Annotated in this window: 10 protein-coding genes and 1 tRNA gene; 7 read left to right on the forward strand and 4 right to left on the reverse strand. The window is 40.5% G+C overall.

Annotated features, from left to right (window positions below; all coding sequences use genetic code 11):
• The first annotated feature begins 3 nt into the window (after positions 1 to 3).
• From NMK93_RS03855 to NMK93_RS03875, 5 genes are all read left to right on the forward strand, one after another.
• The gene (locus NMK93_RS03855; protein WP_237219441.1) at positions 4 to 1,488 is read left to right on the forward strand and encodes a SusD/RagB family nutrient-binding outer membrane lipoprotein; all 1,485 of its coding nucleotides are present in this window, start codon (positions 4 to 6) and stop codon (positions 1,486 to 1,488) included.
• Positions 1,489 to 1,696: 208 nt separating this feature from the next.
• Positions 1,697 to 4,735: a beta-L-arabinofuranosidase domain-containing protein gene (locus NMK93_RS03860; protein ID WP_254529697.1), complete on the forward strand. Its 3,039-nt coding sequence runs from the start codon at positions 1,697 to 1,699 to the stop codon at positions 4,733 to 4,735.
• A gap of 142 nt (positions 4,736 to 4,877) precedes the next feature.
• Positions 4,878 to 4,951 (forward strand) — tRNA-Pro (locus NMK93_RS03865).
• A 318-nt stretch (positions 4,952 to 5,269) separates the two neighbouring features.
• Entirely contained in the window at positions 5,270 to 5,887 is a 618-nt protein-coding gene (locus NMK93_RS03870; RefSeq protein ID WP_254529699.1) for a hypothetical protein, read from the forward strand.
• Positions 5,888 to 5,946: 59 nt separating this feature from the next.
• On the forward strand, positions 5,947 to 7,062 hold the full coding sequence (locus tag NMK93_RS03875) for a DUF4861 family protein (protein ID WP_254529701.1): 1,116 nt from the start codon (positions 5,947 to 5,949) through the stop codon (positions 7,060 to 7,062).
• 44 nt (positions 7,063 to 7,106) lie between these two features.
• Here the strand turns inward: NMK93_RS03875 and NMK93_RS03880 are convergent, their stop codons facing one another.
• Entirely contained in the window at positions 7,107 to 7,901 is a 795-nt protein-coding gene (locus tag NMK93_RS03880; protein ID WP_254529703.1) for a hypothetical protein, read from the reverse strand.
• 195 nt (positions 7,902 to 8,096) lie between these two features.
• Between NMK93_RS03880 and NMK93_RS03885 the strand changes: the two genes are divergently transcribed.
• Positions 8,097 to 10,016: a 7TM-DISM domain-containing protein gene (locus NMK93_RS03885; protein WP_254529705.1), complete on the forward strand. Its 1,920-nt coding sequence runs from the start codon at positions 8,097 to 8,099 to the stop codon at positions 10,014 to 10,016.
• On the opposite strand, the gene NMK93_RS03890 is transcribed toward NMK93_RS03885, so the two are convergent.
• Positions 10,013 to 10,690 carry a response regulator transcription factor gene (locus NMK93_RS03890; RefSeq protein ID WP_254529707.1) on the reverse strand — a complete coding sequence of 226 codons (678 nt, stop codon included), beginning with the start codon at positions 10,688 to 10,690 and terminating at the stop codon, positions 10,013 to 10,015. The two genes, NMK93_RS03885 and NMK93_RS03890, sit on opposite strands and share 4 nt — an antisense overlap.
• Before the next feature lie 171 nt (positions 10,691 to 10,861).
• Between NMK93_RS03890 and NMK93_RS03895 the strand changes: the two genes are divergently transcribed.
• A complete protein-coding gene (locus NMK93_RS03895; protein ID WP_185218267.1) occupies positions 10,862 to 12,145 on the forward strand; it encodes a Gfo/Idh/MocA family protein in 1,284 nt (427 codons plus the stop codon).
• Between the two features lie 48 nt (positions 12,146 to 12,193).
• On the opposite strand, the gene NMK93_RS03900 is transcribed toward NMK93_RS03895, so the two are convergent.
• Positions 12,194 to 14,599, reverse strand: a complete 2,406-nt coding sequence (locus NMK93_RS03900; protein WP_254529709.1) for an ABC transporter permease — start codon at positions 14,597 to 14,599, stop codon at positions 12,194 to 12,196.
• A 218-nt stretch (positions 14,600 to 14,817) separates the two neighbouring features.
• Positions 14,818 to 16,440 carry a SusD/RagB family nutrient-binding outer membrane lipoprotein gene (locus NMK93_RS03905; protein WP_185210606.1) on the reverse strand — a complete coding sequence of 541 codons (1,623 nt, stop codon included), beginning with the start codon at positions 16,438 to 16,440 and terminating at the stop codon, positions 14,818 to 14,820.
• Between the last annotated feature and the right edge of the window lie 9 nt (positions 16,441 to 16,449).

Below are 16,449 nucleotides of genomic sequence, written 5' to 3' on the forward strand. Positions count from 1 at the left end.
ATCATGAGAATTAAATTTAATAGATATACAATTGCTTGCTTTTTGATGATAGGGCTGGCAACATCAAGTTGTACCAAATCTTTTGAAGAAGTCAACACTGATCCTGATGCGCTGACCGAGGTGCCGCCAACCAATATCTTGGCCAATGTATTGCGCAATACCGGTGAATCTTTTGGGGGTGATGTGGATGGCTACGGTACTTTTGCAGGTTATATCGTGAAGATCCAGTATATGGACTATATGGGGGGATTGGTCCCTACCAATAATACCTTCGGAAATAGATGGGCGGCATGTTATTATAACAACACGCAGTTGCAGGAACTGATGAAATTAACCGATGCAAGTCCGGATGGTTTTAAAAACATCCGTTTTGTGTCCCGTATTTGGCAAAATTATATGTGGTCCTATTTGACCGATGGATGGCGTAATGTTCCCTATTCAGAGGCCTTGAAAGGGGCGGAAGATAAGGGCAATATCCTAAAGGCTGCCTATGATAAGCAAGAGGATATTTATCCTAAGATTTTGCAGGACTTAAAAACCATTGCTGATGAAATGGCGGCAGGATTAGGGACAGATGAGCTGGGTGCCGGCGATTTCATCTATGAAGGTGATATGGAAAAATGGCAGAAGTTCTGTAATTCCCTTCGTCTTCGCCTTGCCATGCGTATTTCGGGGGTTGCTCCAGCATTAGCCAAATCGACCATTGAAGAGATTGCAGGCAATTCAACCAAATACCCTGTTTTGGAAACCAATGCCGAGAACTGTTACCTTAAATATCCTGGAGCAGCTCCATATTACGAGCCTTGGTATAACAACGGTATCGTAGGCAAGCGTATAGACAATTTTGGGATGGCTGATATTTTTATCGATCATTTATTGGAAACAGAAGATCCAAGGATTGCCAAAGTAGCAAACAAAACCTCCGATGGAGTTTATCGTGGCTATCAAAATGGAGCGAAAAGCGGACCTACTCCCTTAACTTCCATTTCATTCATTGGTGATAAATACATGAACGATCCTGTTGGATTTACGCCATTCTATAAATCTTCTGAGACTTTTTATATCCTAGCTGAAGCTGCGATGCTTGGTTATAATGTTAAAATGACCGCTCAACAGGCTTATGAAAAAGCAGTCAGGATTTCTATGGAAGACAACCAGATTGCAGAAGCTGATATCGTGAAATATTTGGCTGGCAAAGGAAAATGGAATAATACGAAAGACCGTATCTATTGGGATATGTGGGTAGCCTTGTTCAAGAATAATTTCGAAGCATGGACCCTGTACCGTCGTACCGGTATTCCGTCTACCAATTACCCTTCATTGAACTCTATTTATGGCAAAGCGCATAACGATCAGCCATTCCGATTACCATATCCAAACAATGAATACCTTTATAATGCAGCCAATGTAAATAAAGAAGCAGAAAAACTGAAAGATTTTGTTTGGGGTGAACAGATGTGGTGGGATAAAAGAACTGGAAAATTTTAATTATTGTTAAACAAAAACCTAAACCTAGAAAGAGCCATCAGCGGATGGCTCTTTTGTTTTTTACGGAAGTTAAAATCCTGTAAATACTGGCTAAAAAGGGATTGAAGATATAGGAAGTTTTTTTCCAACTTTAAAATCTGAGAAATCTAGATCAGGAAAACATTATTTATTTAAGTATTCAAGAATTTTTATGGGTCTTACAAATAGCATGGCAAAGATATTTGGGTTGTTGATCGTTTGGATTGGCGGAGTTAACCTGTTGGTAGCTCAAGAGTCGGGGGATCAGATATTGGATGGAATCGGTGAAACTGGCATGATCGCACGGTATGTGTTTGATGGTAGTCTCAAGGATTGGTCAAGGAATGGCTTGCATGCCAATTCGAAAAACAACCAGCCCAAATTCATTAAAGATGAAAAGTTCGGCAATGTGCTTTCACTTTCTGGAGGAAAGGATGATTATCTGACCTTGCCTGCTGGGACCTTAAACGGCTTGGAGTCCTTAAGTATTTCGGTTTGGCTTTCCTTGAAATCGGACGGAACAGGACAGTATATCTTTGACTTTGGAAAGGATAATAACCAACATTTCTTTGCTGCACCTTTTGGAACTTCCTCTCAAAAGGGTTTTCAGGCATTGATCACCGAGCAAGGAGAAAATAAAGGCGGAGCCATTGCAGCAGTGCCTGCATTGAATAAGTGGCTACATGTTGCAATTGTAGTCGATGTATTTTCGAAAAACATCATTACTTATGTAGATGGAAAACAGGTCGCCGAAGGCAATGAAATCCCTAAAGAGATTGCCAAGTTGTTTGAACCCTCTGGAAAGTTCAATATCGGGAAATCCTTGTCAGCTGATGGGTCTACTTTAAATGCGTTAGTTCATGATTTCCGAATCTATAGAGTTGCCCTGACCAAAAAACAGGTTTCGGGAATCTATTTTAACGGTCAGAATGCCGTTCGTGAGGACAAGAAAACAATGGGAAAGGCAGAAGATAATCTTCCGACCTATGAATTGACAAAAGCACAGCTTTATAACCAGTATTTGCTTAAAGTTTCGGACGTTAACGTAGAGACTGCATTGGGTGAGCTTCCTCGATTGCCTTCTTTCGTGGAGGGTGAGTATAAAGAAGGTTTTCAAGGACCGAAGGTTCGTGTTCTATGGCCAGCAGATATTGATAACGATGCGGTATTGAAAGCCGGAGAATATGTGGTAACTGGGCGGATCCCAGGAACAGACTTACAACCGAAAGCTTTTGTAACGGTGAAGGGCTTTGCTGACAGCAAGACCCCATCCGAGAAACTATTGCCTTTTGAACTGAGCCAGGTATCCTTGAATGCGGATAGCCATAATGAAGAAACTAAATTTATCGAAAACCGTGATAAGTTCGTCAATACTTTAGCCAAGACCGACCCAAACTCTTTCTTGTACATGTTTCGCCATGCCTTTGGCCAGAAACAGCCTGCTGGAGCCATTCCTTTAGGGGTGTGGGACAGTCAGGATACCAAACTCCGCGGACATGCCACCGGACACTATTTGACTGCTATTGCTCAGGCCTATGCGAGTACGGCCTATGATAAGACTCTACAGGATAACTTTGCCCAAAAAATGGACTACATGGTGAATACTTTGTATGATTTAGCACAGTTGTCTGGAAAAGCTAAAAGCAATGGAGGTGAACATGTTTCAGACCCCACTGCCATACCTGTTGGTCCTGGCAAAACCGCTTTTGATTCTGATTTAACAGAAGCTGGTATCCGTACCGATTATTGGAACTGGGGCGAAGGATTTATCAGTGCCTATCCACCGGATCAATTCATCATGCTGGAGAATGGAGCTACTTATGGCACCAAGGTTACCCAGGTTTGGGCACCCTATTATACCCTGCACAAGATATTGGCTGGACTTATTGATATCCATCAGGTTTCTGGAAATAAAAAAGCGCTTCAGGTAGCCGAAGGAATGGGCGAGTGGGTTTATAAACGCTTGAATAAGATTCCGAAGGATAACCTGATCAAAATGTGGAACACCTATATCGCAGGTGAGTTTGGAGGGATGAATGAATCCATGGCGAGGTTGTATGAGATCACTAAGAACCCTCATTTCCTTGCTACGGCTCAGTTATTCGATAATATCAAGATGTTCTATGGTGATCCTGAACATTCACATGGCTTGGCAAAGAACGTGGATACCTTTCGTGGTTTGCATGCCAACCAGCATATTCCTCAGATTGTAGGAAGTATTGAAATGTACAAAGCTTCCAATGATCCGAATTATTTCAAGATTGCGGATAACTTTTGGTACAAGGCCGTCAATGACTATATGTACAGCATTGGTGGTGTGGCAGGAGCAAGAAACCCTGCAAATGCAGAGTGCTTTATCAGCCAGCCAGCTACACTATATGAGAATGGTTTTTCAGCTGGTGGGCAGAATGAAACCTGTGCTACCTACAACATGTTGAAATTAACCAGTGATCTGTTCCGCTTCGATCAGCGCGCAGAACTCATGGATTATTATGAAAGAGGGCTCTATAACCATATCTTGGCTTCAGTAGCTGAAAACAGCCCTGCAAATACCTATCACGTATCCTTGAGACCGGGAGCAAACAAGCAATTTGGTAACCCCGACATGAAAGGATTTACCTGTTGTAATGGTACCGCAATCGAAAGCAGTACAAAATTGCAGAATACGATCTATTTTAGAAGTAAGGACAATAATGCACTTTATGTGAATCTGTTTATTCCATCTACCCTGAACTGGGAGGAGAAAGGGATCACTATAACGCAGACTACCAGCTATCCTAAACAAAATAGCACCCGCTTGGACATCAAGGGAAATGGCAAGTTTGCAGTAAAAGTTCGTGTACCTAATTGGGCAACAAAAGGATTCTTTGTGAAGATTAACGGTCAAGATCAAAAAGTGGAAGCTAAGCCAGGTACTTATCTTGCAATTGAAAGGGACTGGAAAAATGGCGATAACATAGAATTGACCATGCCATTTGACTTCCATTTGGATCCGGTCATGGATCAACCCAATATTGCGAGTTTATTCTATGGTCCAATTCTATTGGCGGCACAAGAAACCGAACCTCAAAAGGAGTGGAGGAAGGTAACCTTAGACGCAAAGGATTTAGGGAAATCCATCAGTGGCAATCCTGAGAAATTGGAATTCCAGATTGACGGCGTGGTTTATAAACCGTTCTATGATACGTATGGCCGTCATTCAGTGTATTTGGATGTGACCTTAAAATAGTCTTTTTATCTGCTTTTTACGATGGATTTTAAAAATATCCATCAAATAGTCAATGGGTTACACAGAAAAATTATTTAAGGTATTGGATTTAAAAAATATCCCCTTATATTTGTGCCACACAAAATCAAAGGTGATACCTTTTCGGGGTGTAGCGTAGCCCGGTATCGCGCCACATTTGGGATGTGGAGGTCGTAGGTTCGAATCCTGCCACCCCGACACAAAAAAGCTCGACTTAGGTCGGGCTTTTTTTGTGTTCGGGTGTGGCAGATTCGAACCGTGGTTCGATCCGAAGGAGCTTCAGGGTTAGAGTTTGGGGCCTGTGGGGCTGAAGCAATCCTGCCACCCTTGCGTAGTATTTAGTAGAGAGTATTTCCGTCCCAATAGAATGTGATTCAATTTACTTCTTCCCCTAATAAAAATCCAGAAATCAAAAGACCTCAACTTGGGGTAGTTTTTTTGATTCCCTGTGGCAAAATCTATCGGTCTTTCGTTTTAGTTTAAAACTAATGTTTATACACCTAAAAATTTAAAGTTATGCGAATTAAATCAATTATTATTTCCTTGCTGATTCCTTTTTTATTTTTATCCTGTGAGAAGTCAGATCTTAAATATGAATCTGAATTTAAGGACAGTTATGATGTTTTTCAGAAGTTTAAAGCGAACAGCAACAACAGCTACTTTTACATTGTTACGGGGAATTCATATTTTGGATATTCTTGGGAGACAAAGCTGACGATTAAGTCTGGAAAGGTTGTAAAACGCGAGTTTTATTTTACTGCGTTTGAATCTGTGCAATTGCCGGCAAATGGCTGGACATCGAATGAGCTAGATGAGATCCTTAAGAAAAAGGGGAAAGAATTTGAGAAACAATTAAAAAAGGAGGGTATAACACTTCTTGAATTCTTACAGTGGACCGAAAACGAAAATAATCTTGGGAAATTAGGTGCTAAAGTAGGGTATGCATCCCAAATCAGGACCCTAGATGAAATTTATAAATTAGCAGAAACGGATTGGATAATCAAGCGTAAAAATGCAAAGCTGTATTTTGAAACTAAAAACAACGGTATGATTTCCTTAGCTGGTTATGTTGAGGGCAATTGTCAAGATGGGTGCTTCAATGGCGTAAATATCAAAAGCATTCAGGCGATTTGAGGAGGGTTGGGGTAAAATATCTCTTTTTTCGATAGATTCATTTTCTGAAATTAGTAGCTATGAAGAGATTCCTATTGACTTGCCTAATCATAATACACTGTTTGGCAATTAGCCATGCCCAATATATTGAGGTGAAAAATCCAAGTAAGCATCCTAGAAAAGAACTGATTTCCATTCCATTTCAAAAATTTAAGGAACATTTTAAGGTCGATACGGTCTTTAGTATTCTCGATGAAAGAAATCAGCATGTTCCCTTTCAATTAGAAAGGTTGGGTGCTGACATTCCTGTGAATGTACTGATCCAAGTGGAGCTTCCTGCCCTGACTACCATAAAATATAAGCTAGACAAACAAGCAGGAACTGGGATAGAACCAAAAACCTTTGCTCGCTATGTGCCTGAACGTTTTGATGATTTTGCTTGGGAAAATGATGTCGTGGCTTTCCGCTTATATGGAAAGGCATTGGAAGGCAGAAAAGATGATGGTCAAGGGATGGACTATTGGGCGAAGAGAACCGATAAATTGATCATAAATAAATGGTATAAGGTAGAAAACTACCATCAGGATAACGGGGAAGGAATGGATTATTATACCGTTGGGCAAACGCTTGGTGCAGGAGATGTAGCTTTACTTTCCCATAAAGGTTTGAAATTTACAAAGCATTATCGTCGATACCAGATCTTGGATAACGGACCCTTAAGGACCACCTTTAAATTGGAGTATGATCCGGAGGAGTTGGACGGGCAGGAAGTGAAATTGAATAAGATAATAAGCTTGGATGCGGGCAGTAATTTCAATAAAATAGTGTTGCAGGTTCAAAATAGTAAAGCCAGTAACACTGCAATTGCGATCGGGGTTGCTAAACGGAAAGAAGATCAGCCAAAAATTGCAGTTGGGCAAAAAAATGAAACATTGGCCTATTGGGAGCCGGAAATTGCAAATAATGGACAGATCGGAATAGCGGTCATCATCCCAAAGCAAAAGGTCATTTTAGATTCCGGAAGGCCTGAGCAATTCTTGCTATCAAGCAAGGCTAGGAACGATGAAGATTTTGTGTATTATAATGGTGCGGTTTGGAATCGAGCTGGAAAGGTAACTTCTGCTGAAGAATGGAATAAGGCTGTTGAAGCGGAGTATGAAAAGATAAAGAAATCCTTAAAGTGGGTGCTTAAATAAAAATAACGGAGCAAACATTTGCTCCGTTATTTTTGGATGATTCACTATCTATCTTTTGCAAATTTTATAGCATCCATCAAGGAGAAATGGATCCCGAAGGTGACAACCGTTCCTTTGCTTTCCCAATCAATCTCACTCATTGGGGTACTTCCCACGACCTGCAATTCTGCCTTGACAAATTTATATCCTGCCCTTAAGGTAAATGCCGGTTCAAAGAAATAATGTCTTTTATCTGTGATATTGTCCAATTTATGTTCGGTGATATATTCAGGGGTCATGCCATTGGCGTCAAAATTACTATATTTGATACCTGAAATCCTAGTCGCTAGACCTACATCAAAATATGGAAAAGTAAGGTTTATACCTGGTTGGATAAAGGTCCGGTTAAAATTCATGTTCACATCACTGCTCAGTTTACCTCCGCCGTATCCAACATAAGTATCGGCAATCAGACCAAATCCGTTTTCACGGGCAATAATGGGATAATAACCACCGATGCCTCCTTCAAATAGCCCCGCATGGGCATCCACATTTCCTATTGATGGATCTTCCTCATTAAAGTTGTAATTGTAATTGGAGTAATTGACCATCACACCTAAATGTTTGATGGGTGAGTAGGCTGTTTGCAGATTGATAATGGATGAACTGGTATTGGTACCGTTCAGATCCTCAGAGCTTGTGGTTCCTGATATCCCAATTTTTAAATCTCCTTTTTCTTTCATCATTGGAGCATTCACTGCATTGGGCTGATAGTAATAGCGGCTACAAGAACTTTGAAGATAATTTAAGCCAATCAAAGCAAGGCCGAATAAGAGCGATTTTATTTTTAAGGTTTTCATATTTTTCTCCTTTCTGATTTGTTAACTCAAAGTGACGACAAATTTCGACCGCATAAAACATCCAAAAAGAGGATTTTAACCAAATCCCTTTTTTGGTGTATTTCACTAACCTGAAAAGGTGATATTCGGTCGGATAGCCTTATTTTATAGTGCTTTAGCTAGGTTTTCTACAGGATTAAACTGTAAATTAGGATAATGAAGCTGCATGGTTTGATATTGACACTGGCAGTTAGTCTGCTCCTCAGTTTGTTTTCCAGTCGATTGGAAGCGCAGACCATTTTGTTACCTGATACGACCGAGCACCTCAATATTTCCACTTCTACAGCCTACTACTATGATAACACTGCAAGCGATAGCCTTCCTGCTGAGAATCAATTTCAACCCTTTCAGGAGCCCATCTATAATTTTGGAAAAGTAGATGGTAACCTATGGGTACGGGTAAATCTGGCTAATCAGGATTCTGTTGCCAGAAACCTATATTTAGAGTTTACCAATCCCAATCTCAATTCGCTGACCTTGTATAAAAAAATTGGAGATCGCTTTGTACTAGTCAAGATCCTTGGTTCCAGTTATCCCTTTGCCAATCGTACGGTTAAGCATCAAAACCTGATATTCTCCATAGAATTGCAACCATTGGAAATTGGAAATTACTTTGTGAAGGTTCATTCCGACTATTCGGCCATCAATTTCAATTTATTGCTGTGGGATAAACATGAACGGGAGGCCTATTACCTAAAAGAAACGACAACCATTTCCTACTTCTTTTTCATTACCACAGCGTTCCTTTTTATCTTGGGCATCACCTTGGTATTGACCAAAGAAAGAAAGCAATGGGCTTTTTTCTTTTATATATTTTTTGGAGCCAGCTATATCTATTCCGATTTAGGACTCTCCTATAAGTATTTGTGGGGAGATTATCCATCGGTTCAAAATATCTCCAGTTATATCTTCACCAACCTGTATTTGATTTTTGGGGTCAGTTTTTTTCGGGAATATTTTGTCACCCGTCGTTTTGTTAAGAGATTGGATAAGGTACTCTGGGTTTTTGTTTTATGTTCTTTGCTGCTGACCATTATTGCGATGTTCTATCAATGGATCCCACACTCCATATTCTCTCTGATCCAAAAGTTGAATACGGTTATGTTCTCCATTACCTGTGGGATTATTTTGTACATATTGGTAATATTGTTGACCAGGCAAAGGAACAAGACCGAAACGATTTGGTTTATGATTGCCTTTGCACCTCATGCCTATACGATCCTGACTACAAGTATCAGGCAACTTGGGCAGTATTATTTCAATTTGGAGCTCGATGTGATCTCCAAGGTGCCATTTTTTCTATGGACCATTCACGTTCAGAACATGATGCTTTGGTCTATGGTCTGGGAGGTCCTGATTGTATTTACCCTGATGATGCTGCGGTTGAAGAAGATGTATGAGCAGCATAATGCCATGTTGATGGAACTGGGTAAGAAGCAGGAAGAAGACACCAAGCTCTTGATGGCGACGGTGGAACAGGAGCGGAAGCGGATAGCCCAAGAACTGCACGACAGCTCTGGAGTCCAGTTGTCAGCCATCCGAATGAAACTGACCCATCTTGAGGATCATCTGGATAGTCCAAAGGCTGCTGAGGATATCCAAAGATTGATGCAGGATGTCGATCGGGTCAATGCTGATATCCGGACCATTTCGCATAATTTGATGCCTATTTCGCTCAGTAAACTGGGCTTGAAATCCGCCATTCAGGAACTGGTCAACCATATCAAATCGAGCTACCCGAATATCAAGTTCAACCTTTACCAGCAATATGATTCCAAAAATCTATCGGCCAGCATGGAAGTCCATATCTATAGGATCATCCAAGAGTTGCTAAACAACATGGTAAAGCATGCCCAGCCATCGGAAATCAATATTCAGTTGATCGATAATGAATCGGAGTTGATCATCAGTCTGGAGGATAATGGGAAAGGATTTATTTATGAACCTGAAAATACGTTAGGGTTAGGTCTAAAGAGTATATTGACCCGATCCCAGTTAATTGGAGGAAAGTTTGAAGTAGACAGCAAATTGGATGCAGGTTCGTTTTTTTCAATTACCCTGCCTCTCAAAAGCTAAAGAAGTTGATTCTTATTGGCAAAGGTGATCAGTTCTGTTATTTTCTTGACCCCACATTTTGCCATGATGTTTTTTCGGTGGGTATCTACGGTATTGGCACTGATAAAGAGTTGATCGGCTATCTTGCTGCTCGGTTTACCCTCAGCGATCAATTTCAAGATTTCAATTTCACGATTCGATAGATTGAAAGCATCTTTATTGGTGGTTTGTTCGACTTTGTTATGCTCCTCATTCATTAAAAATGCTTCAACGACCTTGTTCTGTACCTGTTGGTCCAGATGTCTCTTCCTTTCATTTACGGCAACAATAGCTTTGATCAATTCATCTTTTGCTATGTTTTTCAGAACATAGCCTAAAGCTCCTTTTCGTAACGCTTCACGAATAAGTTCGGTGTCATCATAACCAGTCAGCATCAGTATTTTCTGGTCTGGATTGCTTTCCAGTACCACTTCAATACATTGCATACCATCCATATGGGGCATGTTGAAGTCCATTAAAATGACATCGGGTTTGTAGGTGTCGATGGCATGCAAAAGCTCCTTTGTATCTGTGCAAGCATTGATTTCGCCAAATTTCGGGTGTCCGCTGAGGATCATGATCAAGCCATCCACGATAATCTGTTGGTCCTCGACAATAAGCAAGTTTATCGGCTTAAAAGGGATACTTTCTTCCATAGGGTACATTTTTTTGCTTATAACAATATACTAAAATATCCTTAACTACTAACAGTCAATTCTTTGAAATCAAATAGCCTTAAATTTTTCAGATTTTTTGTATCTTGATGAAATGTAAATAATACTTTTATTACACACCTAATTTTTTAAAACCTAAAACAACAACAATAAATGAAAAGAAAAGATTTTCTCAAGAGTGCCGGCGTGCTCGCCGCCTCGACTTTGCTTTTTAGAACGGAAGCTTTCGCTAATCAGAATACCCCTTTGCGTATAGGTTTAATCGGTACAAACGGCATGGGTTGGTCCAATCTGAATGCGATATTAAAAATAGATAATGTTACCTGTACTGCTTTATGTGATGTCGATGAAAATGTGCTGAACAAAAGATCCTCGGAACTGGAACAAAAAAACATCAAGGTCAAAAAATATATTGAATATAAGGATCTATTGAAAGATCCTAATGTAGACGCTGTCATCGTTGGAACGCCCGATCATTGGCATTGCATGATGATGGTCGATGCAGTAAAGGCAGGTAAGCATGTGTACGTGGAGAAGCCTTTGGGGAATTCCATCAAAGAGTGTGAAGTGATGTTGGCAGCGGACAAAAAGTACGATAAGATTGTACAGGTAGGACAATGGCAACGTAGTCAGCAGCACTTTAGAGATGCGATGGACTTTGTGCACAGTGGCAAATTAGGGAAAATTAGGTCTGTCAAGGCTTGGGCTTATCAGGGTTGGATGAAGAGTATCCCTGTAAAGCCAGATTCTGCTCCTCCAGCTGGAGTGCACTATGATAAATGGTTAGGACCGGCAACAAAGCGGCCTTTCAATCCTAATCGCTTCCATTTTGATTTCAGGTGGTTCTGGGATTATGCAGGTGGCCTGATGACTGATTGGGGGGTGCATATGTTGGACTTTGCCTTGATCGGCATGAAAGTGTCTAACCCTAACTCCATCATGGCAACAGGCGGTAAGTTTGCTTATCCAGATGATGCCGCTGAAACACCGGACTCCCTAACTACTGTATTCGCATTTGACGACTTTTACCTGCAATGGGAACAAGCGACAGGTATTGATTTAGGTCCTTATGGAAAAGATCATGGCGTTTCGTTTATCGGGAACAATGGTACCTTGGTGGTGAATAGAGGTGGCTGGGAAGTCATTCCGGAGAAAGGTAGGATGGAAGCTGTTCCACATCAACCTTCAAAAGATAATGGTTTGGAGAAACATATGGAGAACTTTGTGACCGCAATCCGCACAAAAGACAAGAGCATCTTACATGCTCCTGTGGAAGCTGGAGCTCATATTGCTATCTTGTCCCAAATGGGGAATATTGCCTACAGAACTGGTAAGAAGCTCTATTGGGATAAGGATAAGGCGAAATTTACGGATGAAGAAGCGAATGGCTATCTAGCAGCGAAATACAATAACGGGTATCAAATCCCGAAGGTATAGAAATATGAAAAAAGCCGGTTCAAGCCGGCTTTTTTATTGATCTATTAATTAATCTTCCTTCAACCTATGGATAGGATTACCTCTTCCGTTTCTATATAAGATGAAGAGGATTAATCCAGCCAATAATGCCAAAAGCAGAAGGATTGGTAATAGGTAGTTCCAGGCAGAAATCTGAATTCTAAATTCGTAATTGGTTAACCATTTCTTCATCATAAAGAAACTGATAGGAACTGCCGTCAGGACAGATGCTATAAACAACAGGTAATATTCTTTTGAAAATAAGACCAGCAGATCTGATAGTTTTGCGCCCAATATTTTTCGCATGCCTACTTCCTTACTTCTCGCACTGATTGATAAGGAGACCAAACCGATAATGCCTAAGCAAACGATAATTAAAGTAATAACTGTAGCTGAAATTGAAGCTCTGTACAACTGCAGTTCGGTTTCATACATTTTCCGGATATTTTCTTCCATGAAATGGTATTCAAATGGAGCATCGGGCATTAGGAAATGCCAATTCTTCTCAATGTTTTGAATAGAATTTGAAATGGAACCTGGTTTCATTCGGATATTGAAATAGCGATAAAAATTATTCTGGGCCACATTCAGCCAGATAATTGCAGTATTTGGATTGTGCATGGAGTTGGGAATGAAGTTTTCAGTAATCCCAACGACTTTTATCGGGTCATTTGATCCATTGATTCTTAAATTCCGGCCGATTATATCATCAGCATGCTCATACCCTAAAACATTCATCGCTTTTCGATTGATTACCACCTCTTGAGGGGCCATGGAATCTACCAGGTTGGAGCTAAAGAATTGACCTGCCAGCATCGGGATTTGATAGGTGTCAGCAAATTTGGAATCTGAAATAATCATTTGAGAATTGATTGGTTCATCAGACTTGTCCATCAATGCAATTTCTGCCTTCCCAACTATATTATTTGGGGTTTCATAGGATAAGCTGATATCTTCAATTTCATTCAGCTTTTCCAATTCCTGCTGGATAGTTTGGGTTTTCCGAACACCTTCAGGGCTCCAATCTCGAGTCGTCTGGACCGTGAGGATATATTCTTTATTATATCCCAAATCGCTATTGACAAATAAGTGGATCTGTCTGGCAATGATTATAGTGGAAGTCAAAATGACTATTGCTGTAGTAAATTGAAGGAACAGCAAAGCTTTTCGAATGCTGTGTTTGTTTTTTACTTTGTCAAACTGAAGCTTTACTGAATTTAACAAGCTGTTTCTTGAAAGTTTGATAGCAGGGAATAGGCCTGAAATTAACCCGATCAATATCGAAAACAACAAAATACCCAAATAGAAATAATAGGGCAATTCTGTTAATTGCGGTAGCCTGCGCATGAATATATTTTCAAAAAGTGGTTTGGCTAGGATATACAATGGTAGGCAGATCAATAAAATCAAACACAGGAGAATTACATTTTCCGTTAGCAATAAAGAAGCTATCTGATTGGATTGGGCTCCCATTATTTTCCTGATCCCAATTTCTTTTAAACGACCTATATTTTGACCGAGATTAAAATTGATGAAATTAATGATTGCCATCAACAGGATGAACCCAGCAATGTAAAGCAGGATATCAATCATTTTTTGAATAGCTCCATCATTGCTTTCCAGGTAATAGGACTTCAGCGGTTTTAGATCCGGACTATAATTGTCTGCAAAAGTCTTGTCAGTATGTTTGCTGACTAAGGTTTTTATCGCTGTAGTGAGCTGCCCTGGAGATACGTTTTGCTGTAATTCCAAGAAACCAATGATGTATGGATTTTCCCAATTATCAATGTCCCTTCCAAAGTATTTCTCAGAAGCGATAGGAAGAAAGAAATCACTGCGTAGGGCAGGGGTTAATTCAAGGACTGAGTTTTGATAACTTGGTTTGATTATCCCAGTTACCATAAAATCATGCTTTTCCCCATTGAAGTTTCTAATGGATAATTGTTCACCAAGGGCATCGGTTCGGCCGAAGTATTTCATGGCGGCTGCTTCCGTTATGACCAATGAAAAAGGGTCTTTTAATGCTGTATTGATATCTCCTGCATGGAGCTCAAATCCAAACATGGCTAATAAGCTTGGGTCGCCCAAACTTGCCCCTTCTTCAAACTTATCTGTACCATTGGACACAATACAAGTCAGCCCGTCGAGTCTGTAGTAATTCTTAACAAGTTGAGGATACTCCTCAGCCAGTGCTTTCGGAAGTGCACCCAAAGTGGTGATGTCTAATCCTAAACCCTCCTTTTTATATGAACTCTGCAATAGATATTGTTGATCCTTGTTTTTTAGATGTGCATTCACCTGCTTTGCATCCCAGATATAGGCACCGACGATCATGATAAAAGTAATGCCACAGATCAATCCGATTAAATTGATGATGTTCTGAAGTTTTTTCTTACTGATATTTCGCCAAGCAATTTTTATATAGCTCCAATTCATTGTTAAGATTTTAGCAGATGCAGTTGTGTTCTATAGATATGGAATACAGCTTGCAATTTTATTGCCATTGCATCAATTGGGTTATAATCAATTAATTGTGATTTGATTAGTCCTTAAGTTGTTCATTTTCGGACATTATTTGTTCGATAATGAACGGAAATAAAAGAGCGGAGAAGGAATAATCCTCTCCGCTCCTGAAATTACCACTGAATCATTTACTATAATTTCTTGTTTTCTACATCCCACCATAACCGAGTTCCGCCATTGTCTGGCCCTCCCAACATTTTCACGGCCTCATTTACTGCTGCACTATTGCTGTTGTATTCTCTTTCCGGATACGGCATCCTTCTTATTCCTGGGACTGTTGGGATCGTGTTGTTACTGTAGTTGACCACCACTGGGAACAAGATCGGATATCCCGAACGGCGGTACTCTGCCCAAGCTTCATCTCCGTCAGGGAACATGGAAATCCATTTCTGTGTAATGATCCTTTCCAATTTCCTGTCCTTGCTATCGCCTTCATTCCAAGCAATGCTGATGGTGCTCAAATATGGAGAGCCAGCCTTGATATCGTTCTGTCCGGCCTTGATTGCTTTTGGATCGATGTAAGGCATAGGTTTGTCGGTAGCATTGTTTTTGTAAGCTGTTGCCTGTGCGCTCAAACCGTACATTTCAAATGATCTTTCAATCCCAGTTTCATAGTTGGTTTTGGCATTGCCTGCATTGCTCCAGCCTCTCAATGCCGCTTCTGCCTTTAAGAACCAACTCTCAGAGGATACCATTAGTTGCATCTTATTTGGTAATGGCTGTAATTTTGAATAGTTATCATATCGGCTCTTTGCATCTATGTCAATTCCGGTACGGATCCCTTTAAATTGTCCTTTGACCGCTGGGTCCGTAGCAGGTTGGAACAATTTTCCTAGACGCGGGTCTTTATAACCGCCCAGAAATGTTTCTATGCTGGCATGCATCCGTGTATCACTCCATGTCGTAGTAATGATGTTCAATGGATGGTCCGTACTTAATTTGATAAAGCAGTTATCTGCTGTGGCTTCCAATAAACCTCCGTTTTCAGGGTTCAAGGCTTTTTCACCTTCAGTTTTAGCCAATGCAGCATCCTTGAATGCGATACGAAGCGCAAGTCTTAATCGTAGGGTGTTGGCAATTCGCAACCAGCGATCGTAATTATTATCTGTGTAAGCCAAGTCAGACTTTTTCATGGCCGCAGACACCTCTTTGCCTTTGTAAGTTTTTAGTATTGTCGTAGCGGTATCCAGATCTTTAAAAAAGTTTTTATAGGCATCCTGCTGATTGTCATAATGGATCTGATCATTCTCATCTGGCGCATTGTATTTACTGTAGATGATAGGTCCAACCTTATCGGAGGTACGATGCATGGCAGACACTTTCAATATTTTGGCAAAGGCAAAAATGTCTTTCATTTTTTCGTCGTTCCTGGTCAGTAACTCTACTCTCGATAAGGGATTCATCGCTCGGATATACCGGTCAACCCATAAGGAAGAATACCAACCTGGCACTAAACTATAGGTCAGGTTGTTGGCATTCCCAACAAAGGGCGCCTCAGCCCCAAAATAGCCGCCATAGGCATCGCTGGTCAAGTTGTTTGAAACTTGATACTCACCTACATTTTCAGAAAGAATAGCTCGTTGTCCTTGTGCAAGGAATGAAGCGACCAAGGCAAAGTCTCCCATGGCTTCTTCATCCGTTACCCCAGCAGGGTTCGTGTTTAATTCCGTAAAGTCTTTGGTGCAGCTCATCGTCAGGAAAAGGCTGCTCAATAATATTCCTGACAGTTTATAATATGATTTTAATGTCTTCATTTCTTTTCT

Source organism: Sphingobacterium sp. LZ7M1 (assembly GCF_024296865.1).
Classification (GTDB): Bacteria; Bacteroidota; Bacteroidia; order Sphingobacteriales; family Sphingobacteriaceae; genus Sphingobacterium.